We start from the raw sequence: 20,765 nt of genomic DNA on the forward strand, positions 1-20,765 counted from the left end.
CCTTTGTTTTGGACGGTCCCGTCAACGGCGAAGCGTTCCGGGCTTATGTSGCGCACGTGCTCGTCCCAACCCTGCGCCCGGGCGATGTGGTGGTTATGGACAATCTGGGCAGCCACAAAGGGCAAGCCGTGCGGCAGGCGATCCGTAACGCGAAAGCGCATCTACTTTTTCTGCCGCCCTACAGCCCCGACCTGAACCCGATTGAACAGGTCTTCTCGAAGCTCAAACACATGCTCCGCAACGCAGCCGAGCGCACAATGGAGGCAACGTGGCGCAGGATCGGGACACTGCTCGACCGCTTCAGCCCACAGGAGTGCGCGAACTACCTCGCCAATACTGGATACGCTTCAAGCTAATCTCATCATGCTCTAGAGCACGATAGACAGCTGAAAGCGCTGGAKATTTTTATTCACTGCTCCGAAGCCTCTATCCGGCTTTGTTGCGCAAAGACCGTAAATCCCGGACTTCCCCTTTCCCCGGACGCACTTATCCCACRGSCTCTGTGAYRGGKATGCCRAGSGCGGTGTAGCCGTTCAKSACGGCGRYGCGGAYCTGRASTTCSGCGACYTGKCGRTCGAAGTCSCGCGCCATGAKGCKCTGCCCCAGYARYTTMACGCARTGCATCTTSGTYTCGRCGCGGCTYCGGCGGTGGTATCCGCTCCAKTTTCGCCAGATSGCKCGRCSGAGRTATYTCGAWGCKCGCAGRGCCTCGTTYCKGGCMAYGGCRSCYGSRGTGAYGGTCTTCCACGGCTTGGCRTTCTTGCGSGGYGGKATGACGGCATKSGCSCCGCGGTCRGCGAYGGCGTCRTGGCAYTTGCGSGTATCRTAGGCACCGTCTGCRGTGACGMTGCCGATCKCCWCGTCCGCCGGAATYTGGTTGAGCAGATCGGGCATCACCGGCGCATCACCGATGTGGCTTCCGGTAATCTCGAGCGCCCGAACCTCCAGCGTTTGKTCGTCGATCCCAAGATGGATCTTGCGCCAAACCCGCCGCTTGGGCCCACCATGCTTGCGTGCGTTCCACTCGCCTTCACCCTCGACCTTGATGCCSGTGCTATCGATCAGGAGATGCACTGGGCCGTTGGAGCCACGATACGGGATGTTCACGGCCAGCGTTTTCTGGCGGCGCGATAGCGTGCTGAAGTCGGGCACCGCCCAGTTCAAACCGATCAGACGCAACAGGCTCTCGACGAACCCGGTCGTCTGGCGCAACGCCATGCCAAACAGAACCTTCATCGTCAGGCATGTCTGGATGGCGGTATCGCTGTAGGTTGGCTGTCGGCCGCGTTTGCCGGTCGGCGCAGCATCCCAGATCATCTCTGGGTCAAACCAGATCGTCAGCGAGCCACGGCGCTTGAGCGCTTCATTATAGGCCGGCCAGTTCTTGGTCTTGTAGGTTGGCGGTGTGGGTCTGCTCATGTCGTCCAGCTACCACGCTGGACTCACGACATGAATCCCTCACCGGATTTGTGCAACAGAGCCCCCAAACGGAGACCAGTAGTAGCGCGTCCCGGCGGTGAAGGACGCAGTCGTGAAGGGGATGCTGGGCGCGGAAACCGGCGGCGGGATCGGCGCCGACCGCGACGGCGGAGACCTCGAACGGCGTCCAGTCCACCGCGCGCCAAAGCTCGCGGGCGGCCTCGGGCTTCGAGACCTCGAAGCGGTGGACCTGGTAGCCGATGGAGACCGCCCGGATGTGCCCGGCCTGAATGTCGCGCCAGATCGGCTCGACGTCGGCGCGTTCGCTGATCCGCACCAGCGCGATCCCGCGGCCGTCCTCGATCCGGGCCGAGCCCGGCACGACCGAGCCGATCACCGCGTCGAGCGTGTCGAGCTCATGCACCTTCAGGAACGGCGCGCCCGCGTTCAGCCGGTCGAGCCGGACATGGGCCGGGTCGAGGCTCAGCTCCTCGTCATAAGGCTCGCCGAAAAAGGTGGCACGGCGGACGCGGGCCCCGGCCGACCAGACCACCTCGACGGTGCGGCTGTCGGCATCGGCCGTGTTCGGCGCAAGCTCCGCCGACCGGCGCATGGCCGGCAGTTCGATCATCGTGTCCATGAGGTCAGTCCTGTTGGTCGGCCTGCGCCGGGTCGGTTTCCGCGTCGGCGGCCGGGTCGTCGGTGTCTGCTTCGTCGGCGGCCGGATCATTCGCCGGATCGCCGGTCTGCGCGCTGCCGGTTTTCGTGACACGGCGCGGGTCGCTGTCGAGCACCAGCCCCAGCGCGTCGAGTTTTGCGTTGGTCGCGGCGATCTCGGCCAGCACCGCGTCAGGGTTGCGGCCCTGCTTCGCGATCACCTCGGCCAGCGTCATGGTACCCGAGCGGATCGACAGGAGGTTCGCCATCCCGTCCTTCTGCGGATCGACCGCCTCGAACTTCGGCGGCGACCATTCGACCGGCACGATCGGCGACGGGATCTGCCCCGCCGCCCACGCCGCTTCCGTGAATCAGCGCCAGACCGGCGCGCAGAACATCGGGATGAACAGCTGCCACTGCACGGCGTCGATCTGGCGGCGGAACTCCACGAGCCCCGCCCGGATCGAGGAATAGTTCACTTGGCTGAGGTCCCCGGTCAGCAGCTCGTAGGGCACCCGGAACCCGGCCGAGATCGTGTGCAGGCTGGCACGCTTGTACTCGCCATAGCCGCCCGTGGCCGACGGCTGATTGAAACGGATGTCCTTGCCGCCGCGGGCATAGGCGATGAGCCCCGGCTCGAACTGCTCGACCCGGTTGCCGTCGGCATCGACCACCGTGGGGGCGATGCCCTGTTGCGCCTCCTCGTCGCCGAAGACGATGGCGGTGACGCAGGCCTCGGTCTTCTTGCGGACCAGTTCTGCCACCTCGTAGTCGTCGAGATCGCGCAAGGACCGGATCACCGGCGCGCCCCAAGGGACCCCGCGCGCCTGCGTGCGCTGCTTCTCGTAGACATGGGCGATCTCGGTCGCCGGGACCGGGCGGCTCTGCAACCCGTTCTGCAAGGCGCCATAGGCGTCACCGGGATGCTCCGCGTGGAGCCAGTAGGCGCGGCGCTTGCCGACCGGGTCGAACTCGATCCCCTGCACGAGGCGGCCTGCGCCGATGGCGCCGGACTTGGTGGCGTCGAGGAAATCGGCCTCCAGCACCTGCAATTGCAACGGCACCGGCAGGCCATCGGACGCCCGCCGCAGACGGCGGCGCACCAGCACCTCGCCCGCCTCGACCATCTCGCGGCAGATCAGTGTCTGCAGCCCGTAGAAATCGAGCTGGCCGTCGGCGTCGCACTCCGCGGTCCAGCGCTCGAAGAGCGCATCGACCTTCCGATCGAGCTTGTCGTCGCCACTGGCGGCGCGCGGCATGATGCCCGCACCGATGATGTTGTTGACCAGCACCGCCACCGCCTTGGCCGCATGCGGGTTGTTGCGCACCAGATCCCGCATCCGGTCGCGAAGCAGTGCCCCGGCGACGCCGATCTCGGTGTCGGCCGAGGATCCCGGCGCGCGCCAGCCCTCCGTGCGCCGCCCGCGCGCGGCCCCGTCATAGCCCCGCGTCAGGGTCTCGAAGGCCTGACGCGCCATCACGCGGCGCGCGGCCATGCGCGGCGCCACCGTGGCGATGGCATGATCGAACCAGGTCGCCGACATCACCGGTCCCCGCGCGAGAAGCGAGCCAGCCCGGCGACCGGCGGCAGTCGACTGACGCCCGCGATGGCGCGCTCAATGGTCCGGATGCGGGCGAGCAGGTCCTCGGCCGAGCCGTAGTCCACCGACTTGCCGTCATAGCTGACCCGGGTCGTGCCGCTGGCATAGGCCCGGCGCAGCGCCGAGAGCTCGGTTTCCGTCCAGTCCATGCCCTTCGCTCCCGCTCAGTGCGTTCGTTCCCTTGCGACGCTCCACTGGAGCCTCGCATCCGCTACGCGGACCGGTCCTCACTCAGAACCATCCCTCCGCGCCGTCCGAGCCAGTCGGAGCGGCGCTTGCCCTGCGGGGCCTGTCCCGTCCGGTTGATCTGCCCGGCGGTGTCGGTGTCGGTAGGGGCGGCCCCGAGCTGATCCTCGAGGTCGCGCCATTTCTCCTCGGGCCAGCGATCCGCGCCCGCGATCCAGGCGGCAGCGCGGGCATAGACCCGGCAATCCAGCGCTTCGTTCCGCTCGCGCAGCTTCTGCCATTCCAGCCGGGCGAAGCCGCGTTTCGTGCGCACCGTCACCAGCTGCTCGGCCACGAACTGCTTCAGCCATTCGTTTTCGACCCAGTGCGGCAGATGCACCGAGCCGGGCGGGAATGCGGCATCGTCGACCAGATCCTCGTCGGTCGGCCGCGCCAGCCGCAGGAAGCGGTAGGTCTCGGCCTTGAAGGTCGACACTGCGACGGTCCAGAGCCGCGCCCCACGCCGCAGCCGCTTCCCGCCCTCGGTCGCGTCGACGAAGGTCGGCCCCGAGACCGGGCTCGAGCGGTTGAACCCCTCGACGCCCTTGACCGGCGACACCTGCGCGAACCCCTGCGCCCGCGACCACGAATAGACCGCAGGAGCCTCGTAGCCCGTGTCGATGGCGAGCCGCGCGATCCTGAGATGCGCGCCGCGTTCGTGTGGCCAGGACCGGTCGAGCAGCGCGGTCAGTTCCGACCAGGCGTCATGCCGATCCGGCCCGCCCTCGATGACGACGTGATCGACGAGCCACGACTCAAGACCGCGACCCCAGGCCCAGACATCGACCTCGATCCGGTCCTTCTGCACGTCGGCCCCGGCGGTCAGGAACAGCCCGCCCGCAGGTACGGTGCCGGATGTCCAGCGCTCGCGCCGGTCGTAGAGCCGCTGCCAGTCGGGGGATTCGCCGGTCTCGACCCATGTCTCGCCGACGATGGTGTTGCGGAACGCCTTGATCGCCTCGTCCGACCCCTGTGCCGCGTCCCATGCCCGCACGATCCGCTGCCAGCTCAGCCAGCCGATGGGCGAATAGAGCGCCGAGAGGTGATACCCGACCGTGGTCGGATCGGCGGCCGTGGCGGTCGCCCGCCATTCGCCGCCCTCCAGCATCGCCGACTTGTGGTGCTCCGCGATGGGCGTCTCGCAGCCCTCGCAGTGATATTCCGCCGTCTCCGGGCGGCCCTTCTGCCAGCGCAGCCGGTCGAACTTCAGCCACTGCATCGCGCCGCAATGCGGGCACGGCACGAAGAACCGCCGCTGGTCGCTGGCCTCGTACTCGCGCTCGATGCGCGACAGCCCCCGGATCGTCGGCGTCGAGACCAGCAGCACCTTGCGCCGATGGGCGAAGGTCAGCGACCGGGCCTCGGCCAGCGTGACCGGGTCGCCTTCCTCGTCGGCCGAGGCCGGATAGGCGTCGACCTCGTCGAGGAAGATGTACCGCGCCGGGGTCGACCGCAGCCCGACCGCCGAGTTCGCGCCCGTCATGATCAGGATCCCGCCCGCGAATTCCTTCGACAGCATCGTGTTGCCCGCGTCGCGCGAGCGCGCGGGCTTCACCCGCTCCCGCAGCTCCGGGCTCTCGTCGATCAGCGGGTCGATCCGCTGGCGCGAGTTCCGCTTGGCCAGTTCCACCGTTGGCTGGACTGCCAGCATGGGCCCCGGCGCCTGATGGATGGCGAACCCGATCCAGTTGTTGCCCGCCTCGGTCGCGCCGACCTGCGCGGCCTTCATGAAGACGATCCGCTGCGTCGGATCGCCGGGCGACAGCCGGTCCATGATCTCGCGCATGTAGGGCGTGCGCACCGTGCGATACCGCCCGGGTTCGGCCGAGGCGCGGCCCGAGAGCATGCGGTGCCGGTCCGCCCACTCCGAGACGGTCAGGTCCGGGTCGGTCCGCAGCCCGCTGCCCCAGGCGCGCAGGATCTCGCCCGCGCCGTCGAAGTCCGTCAGGCCATCGCCGCTCTTACCGGAAGTCGGGCCGGACCTCGGCGAGTTCGTCGAGGTGGGCGCGTACATGTTTCTCAAGAACCTTCTGCATGGCGGCAGGCTCGACGCCGAGATCGGCCGCCATCAGCGCAGACGATCGTGCAGGCCAGTTGACCCATGCGTCCCGCTCCTCCCGCGCCAGGCGGAACACCAGCGCCAGCGCGCGGGCCCGCTCGATCAACTCCCCCTTCAGCTTCTGGAGCCGGATGCGTCGTTCCTGCGCCTTCAGCACCTCGTTCGCGGTCTTGGCCTGCAGGAAGGTCGTGCCGCCGCCGACGGCGGGCACGGCCAGCCCCTGTTCGCGGAGTGTGTCGCCGACGGCGGCGACCGCTGCCTCGGGGACGGGCTTCAGCTTCGGCGCGGCTGGTTTCCGGGTCTTGGACGGATCGGTCGTTTCCGCTCGCCTGGCGTCGCTGGCGGCCGCGTTGATGCTGCCGTCCGGATAGAGGACCAGCCGCTCGGCGGCCTTGGCCTTCTGGATCGCGCCCCGCGACAGCCCGACATGCGCGGCGTACTCGCGCTCGCTCATGCCCTGCATCGACGGCTCCGATTATCAATCAAATTCATATGCTTATCGAGTTGATAAGCGCGGCGGACAGAGCGAACGTCACTCCAACGAAGCGATGCAACTCGACCCAAGGAGCCAGCCCGATGACCCGCCGCGCGACCGACAACACGAAAGCCCTCGACGCTTTTATCGCCGCGAAGACCGAGATCGACGCGATGCTGGAACGGCTCGCCGCCCTCAGCGCGGACCATTTCGAGACCCACCCGGACGAGATCAACTGGGGCCATGTCGGCACCCTGAACCACTACCGCGCCAAGCTGCGCGAGATCACCGACATGGCCTTCAACGAAGGCGAACACGCCGAGTGAGACGACCCGCTTCCGGTCCCGCCCGCCGACTGGCGGGCTCGACCTCGTAGAAGGGCCCGCATTCCGCGCGCCCCGATACGGGAGACGACGATGACCAAGCTTTCCGATACCCAAGCCATCATCCTGAGCGCCGCCGCCCAGCGGCCCGAGCACATCGCCCTGCCGCTGCCCGAGAGCCTGCGCGGCGGCGCCGCCGCCAAGGTGGTCGGCGCGATGCTCGCCAAGGGCTTCCTCGAAGAGGTCGACGCCGACCTGCGCAAGGGCGAGCCCATGTGGCGCGAGACCGGCGACGGCCATGGCGTCACACTGGTCGCCACCGACGCAGGCCTCGCCGCCATCGGCATCGAGCCCGAGGATGCGAACACCACGCCCGTAGGCTCGACGGACGCGCCGACAGAAGGGCCCGCGCCCGAGACCCCCAGCCAACAAGATATCGCGCCCAAGGCGCGCACACCGCGCGAGGGCACCAAGCAGGCGACACTGATCGCCATGCTGCGCGCGCCGGACGGCGCGACCATCGAGGAGATCATGGCCGCCACGAACTGGCAGTCGCATACGGTCCGCGGTGCGATGGCCGGGGCGCTGAAGAAGAAACTCGGGCTCGAGGTGACCTCGGAGAAGGTCGAGGACAGGGGACGCGTGTACAAACTCCCTGCCGCCTGACGCACCGGACCCCGACAAGTTGATGGCCGCCGTCCCTCCGGGGCGGCGGTCGATCATTTGGCGCTCCGCATCCGGATCGCCTCGAACACCCGCCGCAAGGCGAAGGAACGTGCTATCGACACGATGGTGAAGATGGCGCCCATCTTCAGGTTCTGCGCCAGCGTCGTGTGCAGCCCGAAGGCCGGGAAGATCAGGATCTGCGTGACCACCGCGACGCCGTAGCCGACGATCACGTTGGTGACGGATTCAACCAGCGACATGGTGCGCGATTGCTTCATGCTGGTGCCCCGTCATTGATTGGCCAGCAGTTCAGCCGCGAGAGTTCGCAGCGCATGCGCCGCAACCAGCGGGACCACGCCGTTGCCACAGAGGCGAAGCCGGTCCACCCGGTGGGCCAGCCCATCAGCGCCTCGACGAACAGCGGGTTCAAGGTCCGGCGCGGCTCGGAGGTATCGCTCCCAGCCATCGGCGTCACCAGGACCTGGCGGCCAAGCAGGCCGTTCACCGGCGTGTTCGCCAACGTCGTAGCCCCATCCTTGTGATCCCGCGCCGTCGGCGTCATCCACATCCCCGCCGAATGGGTAAGGTCGGCCAACCGCCGGTTGCCCGCGCTCGGCTTGCAGCCATCGTTCGCCATCGGCGTGGGCCACATCGCGGCCGTCGTCGCGAGGTTCATCCCGTGCTGGCCTGCTTCCTGCGATGGCGTCGGCTTCGTCTGCCGGTTCTCGTTGGCGCTGGCGCGGGGCGTCGGCCACAGCCGGAGCAGTTCCGTCCGGTTCCCGCCACTCGACCGGGTGCCGGAGCAGGCGCGTGGGGTCGGCCAGCTCATCCCCCTCGCGGATGGCGAGGATGAACAGCCGCTCGCGCCGGTGGGGCGCGCCGACTTCCGCCGCCGTGAAGAGGCCTGCCGCAAGCTTGTAGCCCATGCCGACCAGTCCGCTGGCGACTTGGGGGAAGCCGAGGCGGAGGTGATGGGCGACGTTCTCGAGGAACACGAAGGGCGGCTCGCACTCGCCGATGATGCGGGCGACATGCGGCCAGAGGTGGCGCGGGTCGTCGGCGCCCCGGCGCTTGCCAGCGACCGAGAACGGCTGGCACGGATAGCCCGCAGTGACGATGTCCACCGCGCCGCGCCAAGGGTGGCCGTCGAAGGTGGCAACATCGTCCCAGACAGGCGCGCGATCCAGGGCCGCATCTTCCATCCGCGCCACGAGAGTGGCTGCGGCGTAGGTTTCCCGTTCGACATGGCCCACAGCACGATATCCGGGGAGGGCGATGGCGAGCCCGAGGTCGAGACCGCCTGCGCCGGAGCAGAGGGAAAGGCCGAAGAGGCATGCGTCTCCGGCTCCGGAAGCGCATCCGGAGGAAGGTAAAGCCAGGTCATGCATGTCACGCGGCGGTCTTGCGCTTTCGCGCGGGTTCGGGGGCGGCGTCCGTGTCCGGCGTGTCGGCGGGGGCGTCGGCGGGGGCGTCGGCGTCGTCGCCCAGCCGCTCGGTCCTCACCTCAGCGAAGATCCGACCATCGCCATCGAGGATCGCGTCGCGGCCGGTCTCGGCCTGCCAGCGTTCGACGGCGACATCGACATAAGCCGGGCTGATTTCCATCGCGAAGACCCGGCGGCCGTTGGCCTCGCCCGCCATGATCTGCGAGCCGGAGCCCGAGAACGGCTCGTAGCAGAGGCCGCCTCGGGCGACGTGCTGGCGCATCGGGATCCCGAATGCGTCGAGCGGTTTCGGCGTCGGGTGGTCGGGCCGGTCGTCCTTGGCGAAACTCGGCAGTGCCCATGTGGAAGGCAGGGTTTCCTCGGCCACCTTCGGCGGGCGGTTCGAGCGACGCCAGCCCATGAAGCAGGGCTCGTGCTTCCAGAGGTAATGCGACCGGGTCAGAACCCCCGCGGTCCTTCACCCAGATGATCTGCTGGTGCACGAAGGCGCCCGCCTTCTCCCAGCAAGCCTCCAGCATCGCCTGGCGGCGCGAGGCGTGCCAGCAATACCAGGCCGCATCCTCGGTGATCGCCTCGGCGACTGCCGCGGCGATGAAGCCGTCGTAAAGCTCGGCCCCCTGCGAAGAGTCGTCCCAGGTCGTGCCATAGGAGGCCGACCAATCCTTGTTGCGGGTCGGATGGTTCGAGCCGTCGTAGTCCACCAGATACGGCGGGTCCGTGGCGAACAGGATCGCCCGTTCGCCATTCATCAGGCGGCGCACGTCTGCCGCGCTGGTGCTGTCACCGCAGAGCAGACGGTGGTCGCCGAGGATCCAGAGATCGCCCGTGCGCGACGCCGGATTGCGCGGCGGCTCCGGGATGGTCACCGGCGGCACGGAACCCCCGGCGCCACCTTCTTCACCGTCCCCCTCCGGCACGAAAGCCAGCAGCTTGTCGAGTTCGCCGTCGGAGAAGCCCACCAGTGACAGGTCGAAATCATCGGCCAGCAGGTCGTTCAGTTCCGCCGACAGCAACGCCTCGTCCCATGGGCTCTCCGCCAGCTTGTTGTCCGCGATCCGATAGGCCCGGCGCTGCGCCTCGGTCAGGTGGCCGAGCACGATGACCGGCGCTTCGGTCAGCCCGAGTTGCGTCGCCGCCAGCACACGGCCGTGCCCAGCGATCAGCTCGCCTTCCTCGCCGACGAGGCAGGGCACGGTCCAGCCGAACTCGGCCATGCTGGCGGCGATCTTGGCGACCTGGTCCGCGCCATGCGCCTTCGCGTTCTTCGCGTAGGGCTGGAGGCGCGACAGCGGCCAAGTCTCGATCGCATCCGGGGCGAAGCTCAGCGTCATGGTGGGCAAGGTTCCTCGGTCGGGTGGATGCCGGTGGCTTCCGGACTCCGGATGCCGGGCCGGACTCCACGCGGGGTCCAGCGGCCACCAGCGGTGTCCGGTCGGAAGGCCAGCGTTCATTGCTGTTTGCGCGGGGCGCGCGTGGCTCCGGCTTCCGGGTGGCTTCCCAAAAATCCGGCCCTGTCGCTGGCGATGTCCCGCGCTTCGCCCGCCAGCATACGAATGTCGCCAACAAGGACCCGAGAACTCAATGGGTTAGCCCATTGGACCCCGGCTGGACCCTTCGCTGGACCCCGGAAGCCAGCGGCGCGGCGTCTGCCTGCGCGCGCTTCTCCCGATTATGTCGTAAGTAATAGCCCCCGACCCGCCTCGCGTCTCGCTCTCCGATGTCTCATCGAAAAAAGTCTCACAAACACGATTTCGCTTGACGAGATGTCAAGCGATCTCAGCGGCAGCGACGCCGCTCACTCGAGGGTCTTGCCCGTTTCATCGAAAATGAGCCGAACGGTTTCTTCCGGCTGATCCCACATCGGAAAATGGCCGCAGTTCTCGAACCAATGCAGCCTGGCGGATGGAAACGCCTCCATCGCCCTTGCGGCCTGTCGCGGCAGACACAGACGATCCTGGCGGCCCCATCCGATGACGACGGGGCGGGATGTCCCCGCCGCGGGTCCCTCCTGCTCTGGCGCGATGGCGAGATCGCGCACGAGCGCATCGAAGGTCTTCGTCGCGGCAAAGCTGTTCAGCTCGGTCGCCACAACCTCAGCGTCCAGCTTCCAGGGACGTGCCGACAGCTGCGCCAGGAGCATGGTTCGGCTGACAGCCGACTTGGAGAGGGTGGGCAGCGCAGGCCGGAGGCCGCGCACGAGCCGGATCGACGCGATAAGCGTGGAGCGGAAATATGTCCTCTCCCAGCCGCGCCAGAAGCCGCCGGGATCAAGGGCGATCGTCGCGCCGACTTTCCCGCGACGCGCCATCTCGAGCACGATCCTTGCGCCGAGCGAGCTGCCGACGATGTCGATGCCTTCAAAGCCCTGTTCGATGATGAAGGACTCGACGCTGTCGGCGAGCCCTCTGAACGTGCCGCTGTCGGCATCCGCCGACGTTTCGCCATGCCCCGGCAGGTCCAGGGCCACGACCTCGCGCGTCTCGGAGAGCGCAGGAAGGATCGTTGTCCAGGAACGCCACGACCCTCCGAGCCCGTGCACGAGGAGAAGCGAAGGGCCCGCGCCCTGGCGAATGAAATTCAGCATCGGTACCTTCCTCGCTCGTAACAAGTGAACTCTCGACCGCATCGTGGTTGCGGTGGCAACGTGCCGATCAACGCTTTGATCCTCACGGCCGGCCGGGTTATTCGGCCTGTGCCCTGCCGACTATGTAGCTCATCGAGCGCTTCGTAGGTGGACTTTTGCCATTCAGCCTCCAGACGATCACTGCCAGCCCGTACTGGTGCCGCCGGTCCGCCGTCGCCCGGCTGAGCCCGAGCTCCCAGCAGATCGGCTTCCACGGCGTGCCATTCGCCCGAAGCCAGACGAGCCGAGCATCGTCCTTCTCGAGCCAGCGCAGCCAGAGCATCGCCTCCTCGGCCTGCGTGATCTGTCGCGGGCTGGGCCTCGGGCGACGCATCTGCGGCTCCTGGCCGACCTTGTCGGCGAAGCTGTGGAAATACTCTGGCCATGCGTTGAAGAAGCCCTGCGGCATCACGCCCGGCATCTGCCGCATCACGCCCGCCGCGAGCTCCAGCCGGTCCTGTACCTGTGCTGTGGTCCACTCACCCATGACGCGCCTCCCGTTCCCGCTTGCCGTAGAGCCGCTCGCCGAGCTGGCGCACCAGTTCGCGCTCGGACCAGGTCAGGCGGTCGTCATCGACGGCGACGGCCAGCAGGCCCTGTTCCTTCCAGCCGTCGCGCTTGACCTCGTCGGGATTGCGACGGTGACCGCCGTATCCCTTGGGCGTGAATCGCATGCCGCTCATTGCACACCTCCCCGGGTCTCCAGCGCCCAGAGCAGGATCGCGATGGCGTCGGCCTCGTTGTCGTCGGCGGGCGAGAAGCCGCGCGCCCGGGCGGCCGTCATCATGGCGTCCTTGTTCGCGTTGCCCTTGCCGGTGGCGTGGCGTTTGATGGTACCGACGGGAACGCCCTCGTAGGGAATGCCGCGCAGTTCGGCCCATGCGGTCAGCGTGGCCATCAGCCCGCCATAGACGTGGGCGGCGTCGGTGCCGGCGTGACGGCGGACCTCTTCGAACCAGATCGCGGCGACGGGCCCGGACAGCCGGTCGATCTCGGTGAGCCAGTTGGTGAACCGCAGATACCGCATGCCGCCACCGTCGAAGCGGCCGGGGCGGAAGGACGCCGTGCCGGAGGTGATCAGCCCATCGATGCCTTGCAGCGCCCATCCCGTCGCGGTGCCGAGGTCGAGCGCCAGCATCACCCGGTTGGCGCGGACGACGGGCCGCAGATCTGGGATTGCCTCGCGGCTGGAGGTGGCGAGAGTCAGGTCAGCCATGGGTGGTCTCCTCTTCTGGTTGGCTGCTCGGGTGGAAGACGACGGCGGTCTGGTGCTTGGCGGTACGGGGCCGCCGTCGTCGGATCGGAATGTGCAGGGAGCGTCGGAGCCCGCGCGCGGACACCCTCGACGTATGGGAGGCGAGGCCAAACCTGCCGGTTGGCCTCCCCATACGTAGTATGGGGGCTTGCCCACTCGCCTCATGTTGTGGCTGCAAGACTCTGTTCCCATTGAATTTTCACGGCTCAGAGGATGAGGTGGGTCGATGAGGAAGGCCTTTCTCATCCTCATCACCAACCCATTGATTTCATTGGGCCATGAGAAAGGGATGAGAATGAGGAAGGCCGCGCTCATGATGAGGAAGTCAGTCATCGGCCTCCTCCGGGTAGACCCAGACGGAGGGGTTCTCGACCTCGCGCGCGCGGCCGGAATGGGGGCATTTGTAGTGGGTCGGCGGCACCGCGACGCCCTCGGCAAGGACCTCTCCGGTGTCCGTGTCGATCACGGGATCGCGGCCGAAGCGCATGTCCCTGATCACGAGATATCCGAAATGCGATTGCGTCCCGGCATACCCGTGCTCCGTGAAACTCCGGCGGAACTTGATCAGGCCCTTGGTGGCGAGCACCGACAGCCGCTCACGGATGCTGTAGCGCCCGCCGAGATCGTGCTGGTTCTCGAACGCCTCCGCGAACTGCGTGGCGGTGTAGAGCCGACCCTCGGCCGCCTCGTCGAAGATCATCCCGAGGACGACCTGGTTCTTCCGATCCCGCTCTGCATCGTGCCTGGCGCCGATGTCCTGGCGCACGAGGCGCTCGTTCATCGGGTTGATCTCGACCCATTGGCCGCGCACCTTGTCGATCAGCTTCGAGGGCAGCGCGGGGCCGTTGCGCAGCTCGATCTCCAGCTTGCGCTCTGACGCGTCCTCGTCGGGGCGGTGCAGGATCAGCCCGGAAGTGTAGAAGCCCCGCAGGGCGCTGGCGCCTGAAAGCGCGAGGAACGGATCCTCCTTAACCTGGTGCTTGCTGAGCTTCTTGGTGTGGTGGATCAGGATTACCCCGCAGTCCGGGTCGATGTGGTCGCGCAGAACCTCGACCCGCTCCTTGAGGAAGAACATCATGGCGGTGTTGTCGTTCTCGCCGCCGCCATCGGGTCCGCCGTCGAAGAGGTTCCGGATCGGGTCGATGCAGAGGATGTCGGGCGGCGCATCCGGGAATGCCGTCCGGATCGCACGGGCAACCCGGACGCTGCCCTCGTTGTCGAGCAGCATTTTCAACTTGGGTGTGGCGACGAAGGTGTCGCGCGCGGCGGCCAGCACGTCGGACGGCAGAGCGATCTGCTTCAACCGTTCCCGCAGATAGTGATACTGGATCTCGGCCTGCAGGTAGAAGATCCGCAGCGGCCTTGGCGGCGTGAAGCCGAGGAACGGCACGCCAGCGGCCATGTGGACGAGCCAGGAGATCAGCAGGTCGCTCTTGCCGACCTTGGGCGCACCGCCCAGCACCAGCAGTCCGCCCGGCGTCAGCACCCGGGGCGCGATGATGTCTTCGGGCATCGGGCTCTGATCGTCCAGCAGCGCGCCCAACGTGAAGGCAGGCATCTCGACCGGTCCCGGTGCGCCGGAGTCCAGCCGGATCAGAGGTGGGCCGTATTTCTCGACATGCCGTTCCCAGAGCCGCTCGGACTCCCGCTTGAGCCGCTCGACGGGCCACTGGGGCCGCAGCATCGCGGCGTTGTAGCCGCAGATGCCGATCCAGCCCTCGTCCTTGCTCATCCGGCCCTCGTGGACCATGCGGATGAAGTGCCCGATCGCGGCGGAGGCGCCCTCGAAGCGGGACCAGTCGTCCTGCGCCCCCTCCCGCACCGGCGTGACCAGCACCTCGTCTAGGATGGGCTTGTCGGGATGGGTGAACGCGGGCTGCAGGGACACGCCCGCCGCGGGCGGCATGTCGGTGGCGGCTTCGATGAATTCGGCCAGATCGCGTTCGCGGTCGGCGTTCAGTTCGACGATCCGCACCTGCGTCTTGAGGTTGTTCTTGTAATAGACGCTGCCCGCCACCCGGATCGGCTGATGGGCGGAGCGGAAATGCATGTCGCCGCCGACCTTTGCGGCGATGTCGCCCCGCAGACGGCAGACACGCGCTATGTCGTCGCCCTCGGCGGGTTCGGTCAGCGCCCACCAGACATGGCACTTGCGCTGCCCCTCGGCCGTCACGCCGCCGCTTTCCACCACCATGCTGGGAGCGCCAAGGTGGCGTTCGACGTGCGCGCGCTTGGCGGCGATGTCACCGGTGTCGAGATCGACCACCACCGTCTGCATCTGCAGGATGTCGGCCGCCTTGGCCTGGCCGTGCGCGGAAACGGTGCCGGGGATGACGTAGACCGCGGCACCTTCCCGCGAGGCCCATGTTGCGAAGGTCGCCATCTTTTCGGGGGCGGAATGATCCGCTTCCAGCCAGATGTTGTGCGGCCGCCCGTCGATGCCCTGACCCTTGTCGATGAAGCTGCGGACAGGGATCAGACCGTCGCAATATCCGAAGACGACCTGCATGAATTGCGCGATCTGCGCAGGGTCGGGCTCGTCGCCGAAGACGTCGATCTGCGGCGCGGCATCGTTGAAGTCGCGCCACGGGTTGAAATGGACGATGTTTTCCTTGGGCTCGTCGGGCGTGGTGTCGTCGCGCATGGCTGGCTCCTGGTCGGGATCGGATGGATCGGTGGGGTCGTCGGTCATGCAGCCAGGCTCCAGCACCGCTCGGCATGAGCGCAGAACCGGCATTCGAAGAAGTCGCGGCTGGCGGCGATGCGGGGCAGCAGCTCGCCGGCGTCGGTGGCTTGGAGGATCCGCACCGCGCGGTCGGACATGCGCTGCGCCAGATCGGCATCGAAGGCGACCTGCTCGTGATGCAGTTCGGCCGTGTCCTTGTTGATCGCCGTGAACAGTGCCGGGACCGAGGAAATGCCCGGCACCGACGACTCCATGTAAGCCTGGTAGATCGCGATCTGTGCGGCATAGACGGGCTTGGAGGCGGCGACCCCGTCCTTGACGCAGGCCCGCCAGTTCTTCGCGTTCATCGTCTTGCATTCCCAGAGCGCCGGGGTGCGCAGACCGAGTGCGGCCGGGGCTGCGGCCACGATCCCGTCGACATGGCCACGGATGCGGCCGCCCGCGACGGAGAATCCGAACTGATCCCCATCGGGCCGATTGCCCTTGCGGGTGTAGAGGTCGAGCCCCGCCGCCCGCAGCCAGCGGATCGCCAGATCCTCGAGCTGATGGCCGATGGCGAAGATGCGCAGCGTCTGCCCGCCGAAATCCGCGCCCTCATCCTTCGGCGCGCCAGCAAACTCGAACTGCAGCGCGCGTTCGCAGGCGTGACCCAGACGGGACGCGCCGAGATAGGTCCGGGGCGGCGTGGCCTCCCGCTCGGCGATCAGCGCGGCGTCGACCAGCGCGTTGATCCGCTCTGTCATGGAGGGGCGCGGGTTGAAGTCCAGCATCAGAACGGCACCTCGCCCTTGGCGGCGATGCGCGACATCTCGGCGCCATAGCCCTCCAGAACCTCCTCGATCAAGGCGGTGACATCGGTTTCGGTGAGATCGCGCAGCCGTTTGTCCCAGCCGATCAGGTCCATTGTCTGGCCTAGCCGTTTCATCACCATCGCTATGGCGAGGCGTTCTTCATCGGTCGTTCCCTGCATGGTCAGTCCTTTCCGGTGGCGCGCCGCGAAGAACGCCTGGCAGTGCATCGAGCAGAACCAGCGGTGTTCACGGGGGCGGGGTTTGTTGGGGCTGAAGAAACTGAAGCCGCGCGCGGGTCGCAGACAGACGACGCAAGGCTTGAGGCGCGGGTGCCAGAGCCGAATACGCTCCGGGCAATCCGCAGGCGGTGAGCCGGAACCGAGAACGGTCCGGGGGACCGTTCTCCCGGCGAACGGCGGGGATGGGACTTGCGCGACATGATTCACGCCGCCCTCCGCTCGGGCTCGGCCGCCGTGACGAGGCGCCGGATGTCGCGCTTGTTGAACTGGAACGAGATCAGCGCGGAGGCGCGATATCTGGTAAGGCCGTAATCGCGCCGGAACTCGGGCGGCAGGCAGTTCAGCTGCTTCTCCGTCGCGTCCTGCTTCAGCCAGCCCTTCGACTTGTAGGCGCTCTCGTCGGTCTCGTGCTCGTTCAGCCAGTCGTCGGCCTGCGCGAGACAGACGATGCGCTCGCCCACGCTCAGGAGCCGCGTCGCCTTGCCCTTGGCGCCCCCGACCGCGTGCCAGCGGCCCTCGAGGAAGAACACGCCGCCCCAGGCGTGAAAGCCGTTGGCCATCAGCGCGGCGTCGTCGCCGAAAAGGTCCACCCACGCGAAACTCGATCGCTCGAGAAGATCGAGCTCGGTCATGACGAAACTGTCGATGGGCTCCGCGCCCTCGCGCGCCAACTCGCACCCGCAGATCGGGCATTCGGTGACGGCGATCGGGATCTCGGCCTTGCATTCGGGGCAGAGTTTCGTCGGGGCTTCCCCCGGCGTCGGAACGTGCCCATCGAGATCGACATCCTGTTCCAGCGTGCCGTGCGTGAGACTCGACGTCCCGAAGTCGAGTACGATGCAGTCGGTCTTCACTATTCCCGGGTGTTCCTCGGGATCGACGGTGCGCAGGCCGCGCCCGACCATCTGGATCATGGTGGACTTGTAGGAGCTGGGGCGCAGCAGCACGACGCAGGAGGTGGGCGGATGGTCCCATCCCTCGGTCAGCACCGCCACGTTGACGACGACGCGGATGTCCCCCGCCGCGTAATCGGCGAGGATCGCCTTGCGGGTCTCGGCCGCCAGATCGCTATGGATCAGGGCGGCGGAAACGCCAGCCGCCCTGAACGCGTCGGTGACATGCTCGGCATGGGCAACGGTGGAGCAGAAGACCACGGTCTGCCGTCCTTCGGACCCCGCCTTCTCCTTCCAGTGGCGGATCACCTCGTCGGTGACGGGGGCGCGGTCCATGATGCCGGCCACCTCCGCCATGTCGAAATCCGACATGGTCTTGCGGACCGAGCGCAACTCGTCCTGCACGCCCACGTCGATGACGAACGTGCGCGGCGGCACCAGGTGGCCCGAGGCGATCAGCTCGCCCAGCCGCACCTGATCGGCGACATTGTCGAAGACATCGCGCAGGCCCTTCCTGTCGCCCCGGTTCGGCGTCGCCGTGACCCCGAAGATGCGGGCGTCGGGATTGGCCTCGCGCACCCGGTGGATGATGCGGCGATAGCTGTCGGCGACGGCATGGTGCGCCTCGTCGACGACCAGCAGGTCGAGACGTGGCATTTCGGCGAGGTTGGACGCTCGCGCCAGCGTCGGCACCATGGCGAAGGCGACCTGGCCGCCCCAGGATTTCTCCGTGGCGTCGATGACCGATGTGGCGACGCCCGGCACCACACGCTGGAACTTGGCGCGGTTCTGCGCCGTCAGCTCGTCGCGGTGTGCCAGCACGCAGGCCTTCGCACCGTCGCCGATCATCTCGCCGGTGACCGCCGAGAGCATGATGGTCTTGCCCGCACCGGTGGGCGCCACGCCCAGCGTGTTGCCGCGGGAGGCGAGCGCAGCCACGCTGCGCTCGACGAAGGTCTTCTGGCGGGGGCGCAGGCGCATGGCCGGTCTCCCCCTTACTGCGCCCAGCTCGGCCGACCGGCGACGCCGGGGGCGGACGCGGGCTGGCTGGGCTGATGTGCCGGTGCCGCAGGGGTGGACTGCTGCGGGGCATGCCCGGGGCCGCCATTTCCGCCGAACTGCAGCGGCGCCGTCCCCATGACCTGCGCGTAGTCGCGATGGTCAGGCGTGACCGCGCTGCGGATCTCGTTCTTGTCGTCGCCGCTGGCGTCGGTGCCGATGTCGATGCGGGCGATGAACTCGATCCCGTCGAGATCGGCAAAGCCGTTGATCCGCCGCGCCGCCTGCGCCTCGGCCGACATGTCCTTGTCGGAAATCCCGCGGGCCGAGTTCAGCATGCCGCGCACGAGGCTGCGGCCCATGTTCGCCCAGTCCGGCCCCTTGGGACTGTAGAGGCCGATCAGGGTGAAGATCTTGCGCCGGGCGTACTGGCCCTCGGTCACGGTGAACTCGCCGTTGAGATAGACCGCGCCAGTCGAGCCGCGGGTGGCATAGCCGCCGGTCCAGCCTTGCGAGGCATCGTCGAAACCGCCCGGTCGGATGGTCAGGCGCACCTTGGCCAGCGTGCCCTTGGGGATCAGGTTGGTGTTGCTCTGCGCGTCGTTGAAATCGTTCCAGGAACCCATGTGGAACCTCCTTTTCTGATCAGGATTGCGGTTGGGATTGGGCGTCAGCCGCCGGATCGGCGGGCGGCGGCGTGTAGGTCAGGCGCTTGGGCGCTGGTGCGACGGGGGCGCGGATCTTCGTCATCAGGCGGCCGAGGTGAGGCTCCTCGACCTGATCCAGACGCCCCGAGCGGTCCTTGGCCGGAAAGCCCCAGGGGTTGATCGTCTGGCAGACGAAGGCGCGATAGGGATCGCCATCAGCCTTCAACTCCGCCATGGTGATCACCTCGTCGACGATCCCCGGCAGCTCCAACCCGGTCTTCGAGCCGTCGATCTGCGGCTGGAAAACCTTGCGATTGAAGTCGTCGAGCTTCTCGTCGAGGATTCCGACGAACCAGACGTTCTTGGCCCGCGTATGCTGGAGATGGGTGAGCCAGCCGATCATCTCGCGTCCGTGCAGCCCGTAGGCCCCGCGCACGTCCGGCTTGCCGGTCTTCTCCGACAGCGCCTCGGGCTGGCCCTTGCACCAGCCGAAGCACAGCCGCCCCGCCACCGTGATCGAGTCCACGAAGATCGTGTCGTAACGGTCGAGAGCTGCCAGATCGCCGAAGCGGTCGCAGACCGCCTTGTAATGCGCGGGGCTGTAGGGCTGCTCGTCGCGGAGCGCCGGGTTCGGCCCGCCGATGAACACCGCGAAATCCCGGCATTCCGTCCAGGTTCGCGGCCGGATGCTGTCCCCCGCCCAGCCCTCGATGGCGAGATCGCCCGCCTCGAGATCCATGAACAGCGTCGTCGACGCGTTCAGGGTCCAGAGCAGCGAGGTCTTCCCGATGCCCGATTTGCCGAAGATGCAGCCCTTGATCCCACGCTGCTCGGCCAGCCGCTGGTCGGCGCTGATGATCGGGAGGCTCATTGATCGGCCCCCTGCGGGAGGATCTCGATCTTCAGCGTCCCGGGCCGGACGGTGCGCGCGGGCTCGAAGCCGGCACGGATCGCATCGGGCCAGGCGGCGTATTTGCGCTCGGGCACCTTGAACGAGATGTCGACATACTGCGCGGGATCGTCTCCGGCGGCGCGGATGCGCTCGACCATGGCGGCGAGGCGATCCTGATCCCAATCGACCCGTTTCGGCAGATCGGCGAGCACGGTGAAATCGCCATCAATGAGCCGGATCGTGCCGGTGTCCTTGCCCGCGGCCTGCCGTTCCTCGGCGGCGCGGGTGGCGTAGCGGACGCTCAGCGCGCCATCGAGGCGAGCCTTCGCGGCCTTGTCCCGCTTGATGCGCTCATCAACGTCGCGCTGCAGGATGGCCAACAGTTCGACGGGCAGCTGGGCGATGTCCTGCAGCCCGAGGCCCGGCAGGTCGTCGACGGTGGGGGTGTTCGCGGGGAACGGCATGTAAGGGTCTCCATGATCGGCAAAAAGAGATTGGAAGGCGGTCATCACGCGGCCTCTCGCTCGGCGAGCAGAAGCGCGGACAGCGAGACGGCTGCGGCCTTCGGTTTGGGGCGGGCGACGGCGATGTAGGCGAACTGGTCGGGGCCCGTGCGCTCCTGCACCAGGTGCACGAGACCCTGTTCGGCGGCCCAGAAGGCGCGCGACCCGAGCCGTGCCAGTTCCGCGCGCTGCTGATCCGGCAACCGGGCGAACATCGGGAAGATGTCGAGAACCAGAAAGCCGCGATGGTACTCGAGGCGGTCGCCCGGCACGGCCTGCGCCACCCAGGCGCAGAACTCGATTTCGGTGAGCGGTCGGCGGGCGCGGACCGTGATGAAGGGGGTGGTGCCCATGAACATGATCTCCT

24 protein-coding genes and 1 pseudogene are annotated in these 20,765 nt (G+C 67.6%); 3 read left to right on the forward strand and 22 right to left on the reverse strand.

What is annotated here, in order from left to right; all coding sequences use genetic code 11:
• Window positions 1–356, forward strand: a 356-nt coding sequence (locus KW83_RS13400; RefSeq protein ID WP_036179766.1) for an IS630 family transposase, incomplete at its 5' end; no start/stop codon positions are given.
• A gap of 130 nt (window positions 357–486) precedes the next feature.
• Here the strand turns inward: KW83_RS13400 and KW83_RS13405 are convergent.
• The 7 genes from KW83_RS13405 to KW83_RS13430 form a co-directional block, all read right to left on the reverse strand.
• The gene (locus KW83_RS13405; RefSeq protein ID WP_036179768.1) at window positions 487–1,419 is read right to left on the reverse strand and encodes an IS5 family transposase; all 933 of its coding nucleotides are present in this window, start codon (window positions 1,417–1,419) and stop codon (window positions 487–489) included.
• Complete coding sequence (locus tag KW83_RS13410) at window positions 1,367–2,059, reverse strand: HK97 family phage prohead protease (RefSeq protein ID WP_036179771.1); 693 nt, start codon at window positions 2,057–2,059, stop codon at window positions 1,367–1,369. The genes KW83_RS13405 and KW83_RS13410 overlap by 53 nt, the downstream gene beginning before the upstream one ends.
• 4 nt (window positions 2,060–2,063) lie before the next feature.
• Window positions 2,064–2,402, reverse strand: coding sequence for a hypothetical protein (locus KW83_RS21555; RefSeq protein ID WP_235191429.1), 339 nt, complete (start codon window positions 2,400–2,402; stop codon window positions 2,064–2,066).
• 45 nt (window positions 2,403–2,447) lie between these two features.
• The gene (locus KW83_RS13415) at window positions 2,448–3,620 is read right to left on the reverse strand and encodes a phage portal protein (protein ID WP_235191430.1); all 1,173 of its coding nucleotides are present in this window, start codon (window positions 3,618–3,620) and stop codon (window positions 2,448–2,450) included.
• Window positions 3,620–3,826 (reverse strand): phage head-tail joining protein, encoded by a 207-nt coding sequence (locus KW83_RS13420; RefSeq protein ID WP_036179773.1) that lies wholly within the window; start codon window positions 3,824–3,826, stop codon window positions 3,620–3,622. The genes KW83_RS13415 and KW83_RS13420 overlap by 1 nt, the downstream gene beginning before the upstream one ends.
• Window positions 3,827–3,888: 62 nt before the next feature.
• Window positions 3,889–5,916: a phage terminase large subunit family protein gene (locus KW83_RS13425; RefSeq protein WP_051928508.1), complete on the reverse strand. Its 2,028-nt coding sequence runs from the start codon at window positions 5,914–5,916 to the stop codon at window positions 3,889–3,891.
• Window positions 5,864–6,424 carry a hypothetical protein gene (locus KW83_RS13430; protein ID WP_036179776.1) on the reverse strand — a complete coding sequence of 187 codons (561 nt, stop codon included), beginning with the start codon at window positions 6,422–6,424 and terminating at the stop codon, window positions 5,864–5,866. The genes KW83_RS13425 and KW83_RS13430 overlap by 53 nt, the downstream gene beginning before the upstream one ends.
• A gap of 113 nt (window positions 6,425–6,537) precedes the next feature.
• On the opposite strand from KW83_RS13430, the gene KW83_RS13435 reads away from it, so the two are divergent.
• Both KW83_RS13435 and KW83_RS13440 read left to right on the forward strand, forming a co-directional pair.
• On the forward strand, window positions 6,538–6,762 hold the full coding sequence (locus KW83_RS13435; RefSeq protein ID WP_036179779.1) for a hypothetical protein: 225 nt from the start codon (window positions 6,538–6,540) through the stop codon (window positions 6,760–6,762).
• A 90-nt stretch (window positions 6,763–6,852) separates the two neighbouring features.
• Window positions 6,853–7,425 carry a DUF3489 domain-containing protein gene (locus tag KW83_RS13440; RefSeq protein WP_036179782.1) on the forward strand — a complete coding sequence of 191 codons (573 nt, stop codon included), beginning with the start codon at window positions 6,853–6,855 and terminating at the stop codon, window positions 7,423–7,425.
• A gap of 53 nt (window positions 7,426–7,478) precedes the next feature.
• Here the strand turns inward: KW83_RS13440 and KW83_RS13445 are convergent, their stop codons facing one another.
• From KW83_RS13445 to KW83_RS13515, 15 genes and pseudogenes are all read right to left on the reverse strand, one after another.
• Complete coding sequence (locus KW83_RS13445; RefSeq protein WP_036179785.1) at window positions 7,479–7,703, reverse strand: DUF7220 family protein; 225 nt, start codon at window positions 7,701–7,703, stop codon at window positions 7,479–7,481.
• A 12-nt stretch (window positions 7,704–7,715) separates the two neighbouring features.
• A complete protein-coding gene (locus KW83_RS20035; protein ID WP_036179787.1) occupies window positions 7,716–8,813 on the reverse strand; it encodes a DNA cytosine methyltransferase in 1,098 nt (365 codons plus the stop codon).
• A gap of 1 nt (window position 8,814) precedes the next feature.
• A pseudogene (locus KW83_RS13455) lies at window positions 8,815–10,201 on the reverse strand (site-specific DNA-methyltransferase).
• 464 nt (window positions 10,202–10,665) lie between these two features.
• A complete protein-coding gene (locus KW83_RS13460; RefSeq protein WP_036179798.1) occupies window positions 10,666–11,454 on the reverse strand; it encodes an alpha/beta fold hydrolase in 789 nt (262 codons plus the stop codon).
• 97 nt (window positions 11,455–11,551) lie between these two features.
• Window positions 11,552–11,980 (reverse strand): DUF6362 family protein, encoded by a 429-nt coding sequence (locus KW83_RS13465; protein ID WP_036179801.1) that lies wholly within the window; start codon window positions 11,978–11,980, stop codon window positions 11,552–11,554.
• Entirely contained in the window at window positions 11,973–12,176 is a 204-nt protein-coding gene (locus tag KW83_RS13470) for a hypothetical protein (protein ID WP_081904616.1), read from the reverse strand. Before KW83_RS13470 ends, KW83_RS13465 begins: the two co-directional genes overlap by 8 nt.
• Window positions 12,173–12,709, reverse strand: a complete 537-nt coding sequence (locus KW83_RS13475; RefSeq protein ID WP_036179804.1) for a crossover junction endodeoxyribonuclease RuvC — start codon at window positions 12,707–12,709, stop codon at window positions 12,173–12,175. Before KW83_RS13475 ends, KW83_RS13470 begins: the two co-directional genes overlap by 4 nt.
• Before the next feature lie 364 nt (window positions 12,710–13,073).
• A complete protein-coding gene (locus KW83_RS13480) occupies window positions 13,074–15,440 on the reverse strand; it encodes an AAA family ATPase (protein ID WP_036179806.1) in 2,367 nt (788 codons plus the stop codon).
• The gene (locus tag KW83_RS13485; protein ID WP_036179809.1) at window positions 15,437–16,204 is read right to left on the reverse strand and encodes a hypothetical protein; all 768 of its coding nucleotides are present in this window, start codon (window positions 16,202–16,204) and stop codon (window positions 15,437–15,439) included. Before KW83_RS13485 ends, KW83_RS13480 begins: the two co-directional genes overlap by 4 nt.
• Window positions 16,204–16,404, reverse strand: a complete 201-nt coding sequence (locus tag KW83_RS13490; RefSeq protein WP_036179811.1) for a DUF6511 domain-containing protein — start codon at window positions 16,402–16,404, stop codon at window positions 16,204–16,206. Before KW83_RS13490 ends, KW83_RS13485 begins: the two co-directional genes overlap by 1 nt.
• Before the next feature lie 263 nt (window positions 16,405–16,667).
• The gene (locus KW83_RS13495) at window positions 16,668–18,338 is read right to left on the reverse strand and encodes a DEAD/DEAH box helicase (protein ID WP_036179814.1); all 1,671 of its coding nucleotides are present in this window, start codon (window positions 18,336–18,338) and stop codon (window positions 16,668–16,670) included.
• Between the two features lie 14 nt (window positions 18,339–18,352).
• Entirely contained in the window at window positions 18,353–18,982 is a 630-nt protein-coding gene (locus tag KW83_RS13500) for a hypothetical protein (protein ID WP_036179816.1), read from the reverse strand.
• 19 nt (window positions 18,983–19,001) lie between these two features.
• A complete protein-coding gene (locus KW83_RS13505) occupies window positions 19,002–19,874 on the reverse strand; it encodes an ATP-binding protein (protein WP_036179818.1) in 873 nt (290 codons plus the stop codon).
• Complete coding sequence (locus KW83_RS13510) at window positions 19,871–20,404, reverse strand: hypothetical protein (RefSeq protein WP_200879688.1); 534 nt, start codon at window positions 20,402–20,404, stop codon at window positions 19,871–19,873. The genes KW83_RS13505 and KW83_RS13510 overlap by 4 nt, the downstream gene beginning before the upstream one ends.
• The gene (locus KW83_RS13515; RefSeq protein ID WP_170309480.1) at window positions 20,404–20,757 is read right to left on the reverse strand and encodes a hypothetical protein; all 354 of its coding nucleotides are present in this window, start codon (window positions 20,755–20,757) and stop codon (window positions 20,404–20,406) included. The genes KW83_RS13510 and KW83_RS13515 overlap by 1 nt, the downstream gene beginning before the upstream one ends.
• Between the last annotated feature and the right edge of the window lie 8 nt (window positions 20,758–20,765).

The sequence above is a fragment of the Palleronia rufa genome, assembly GCF_000743715.1.
Classification (GTDB): domain Bacteria; phylum Pseudomonadota; class Alphaproteobacteria; order Rhodobacterales; family Rhodobacteraceae; genus Palleronia; species Palleronia rufa.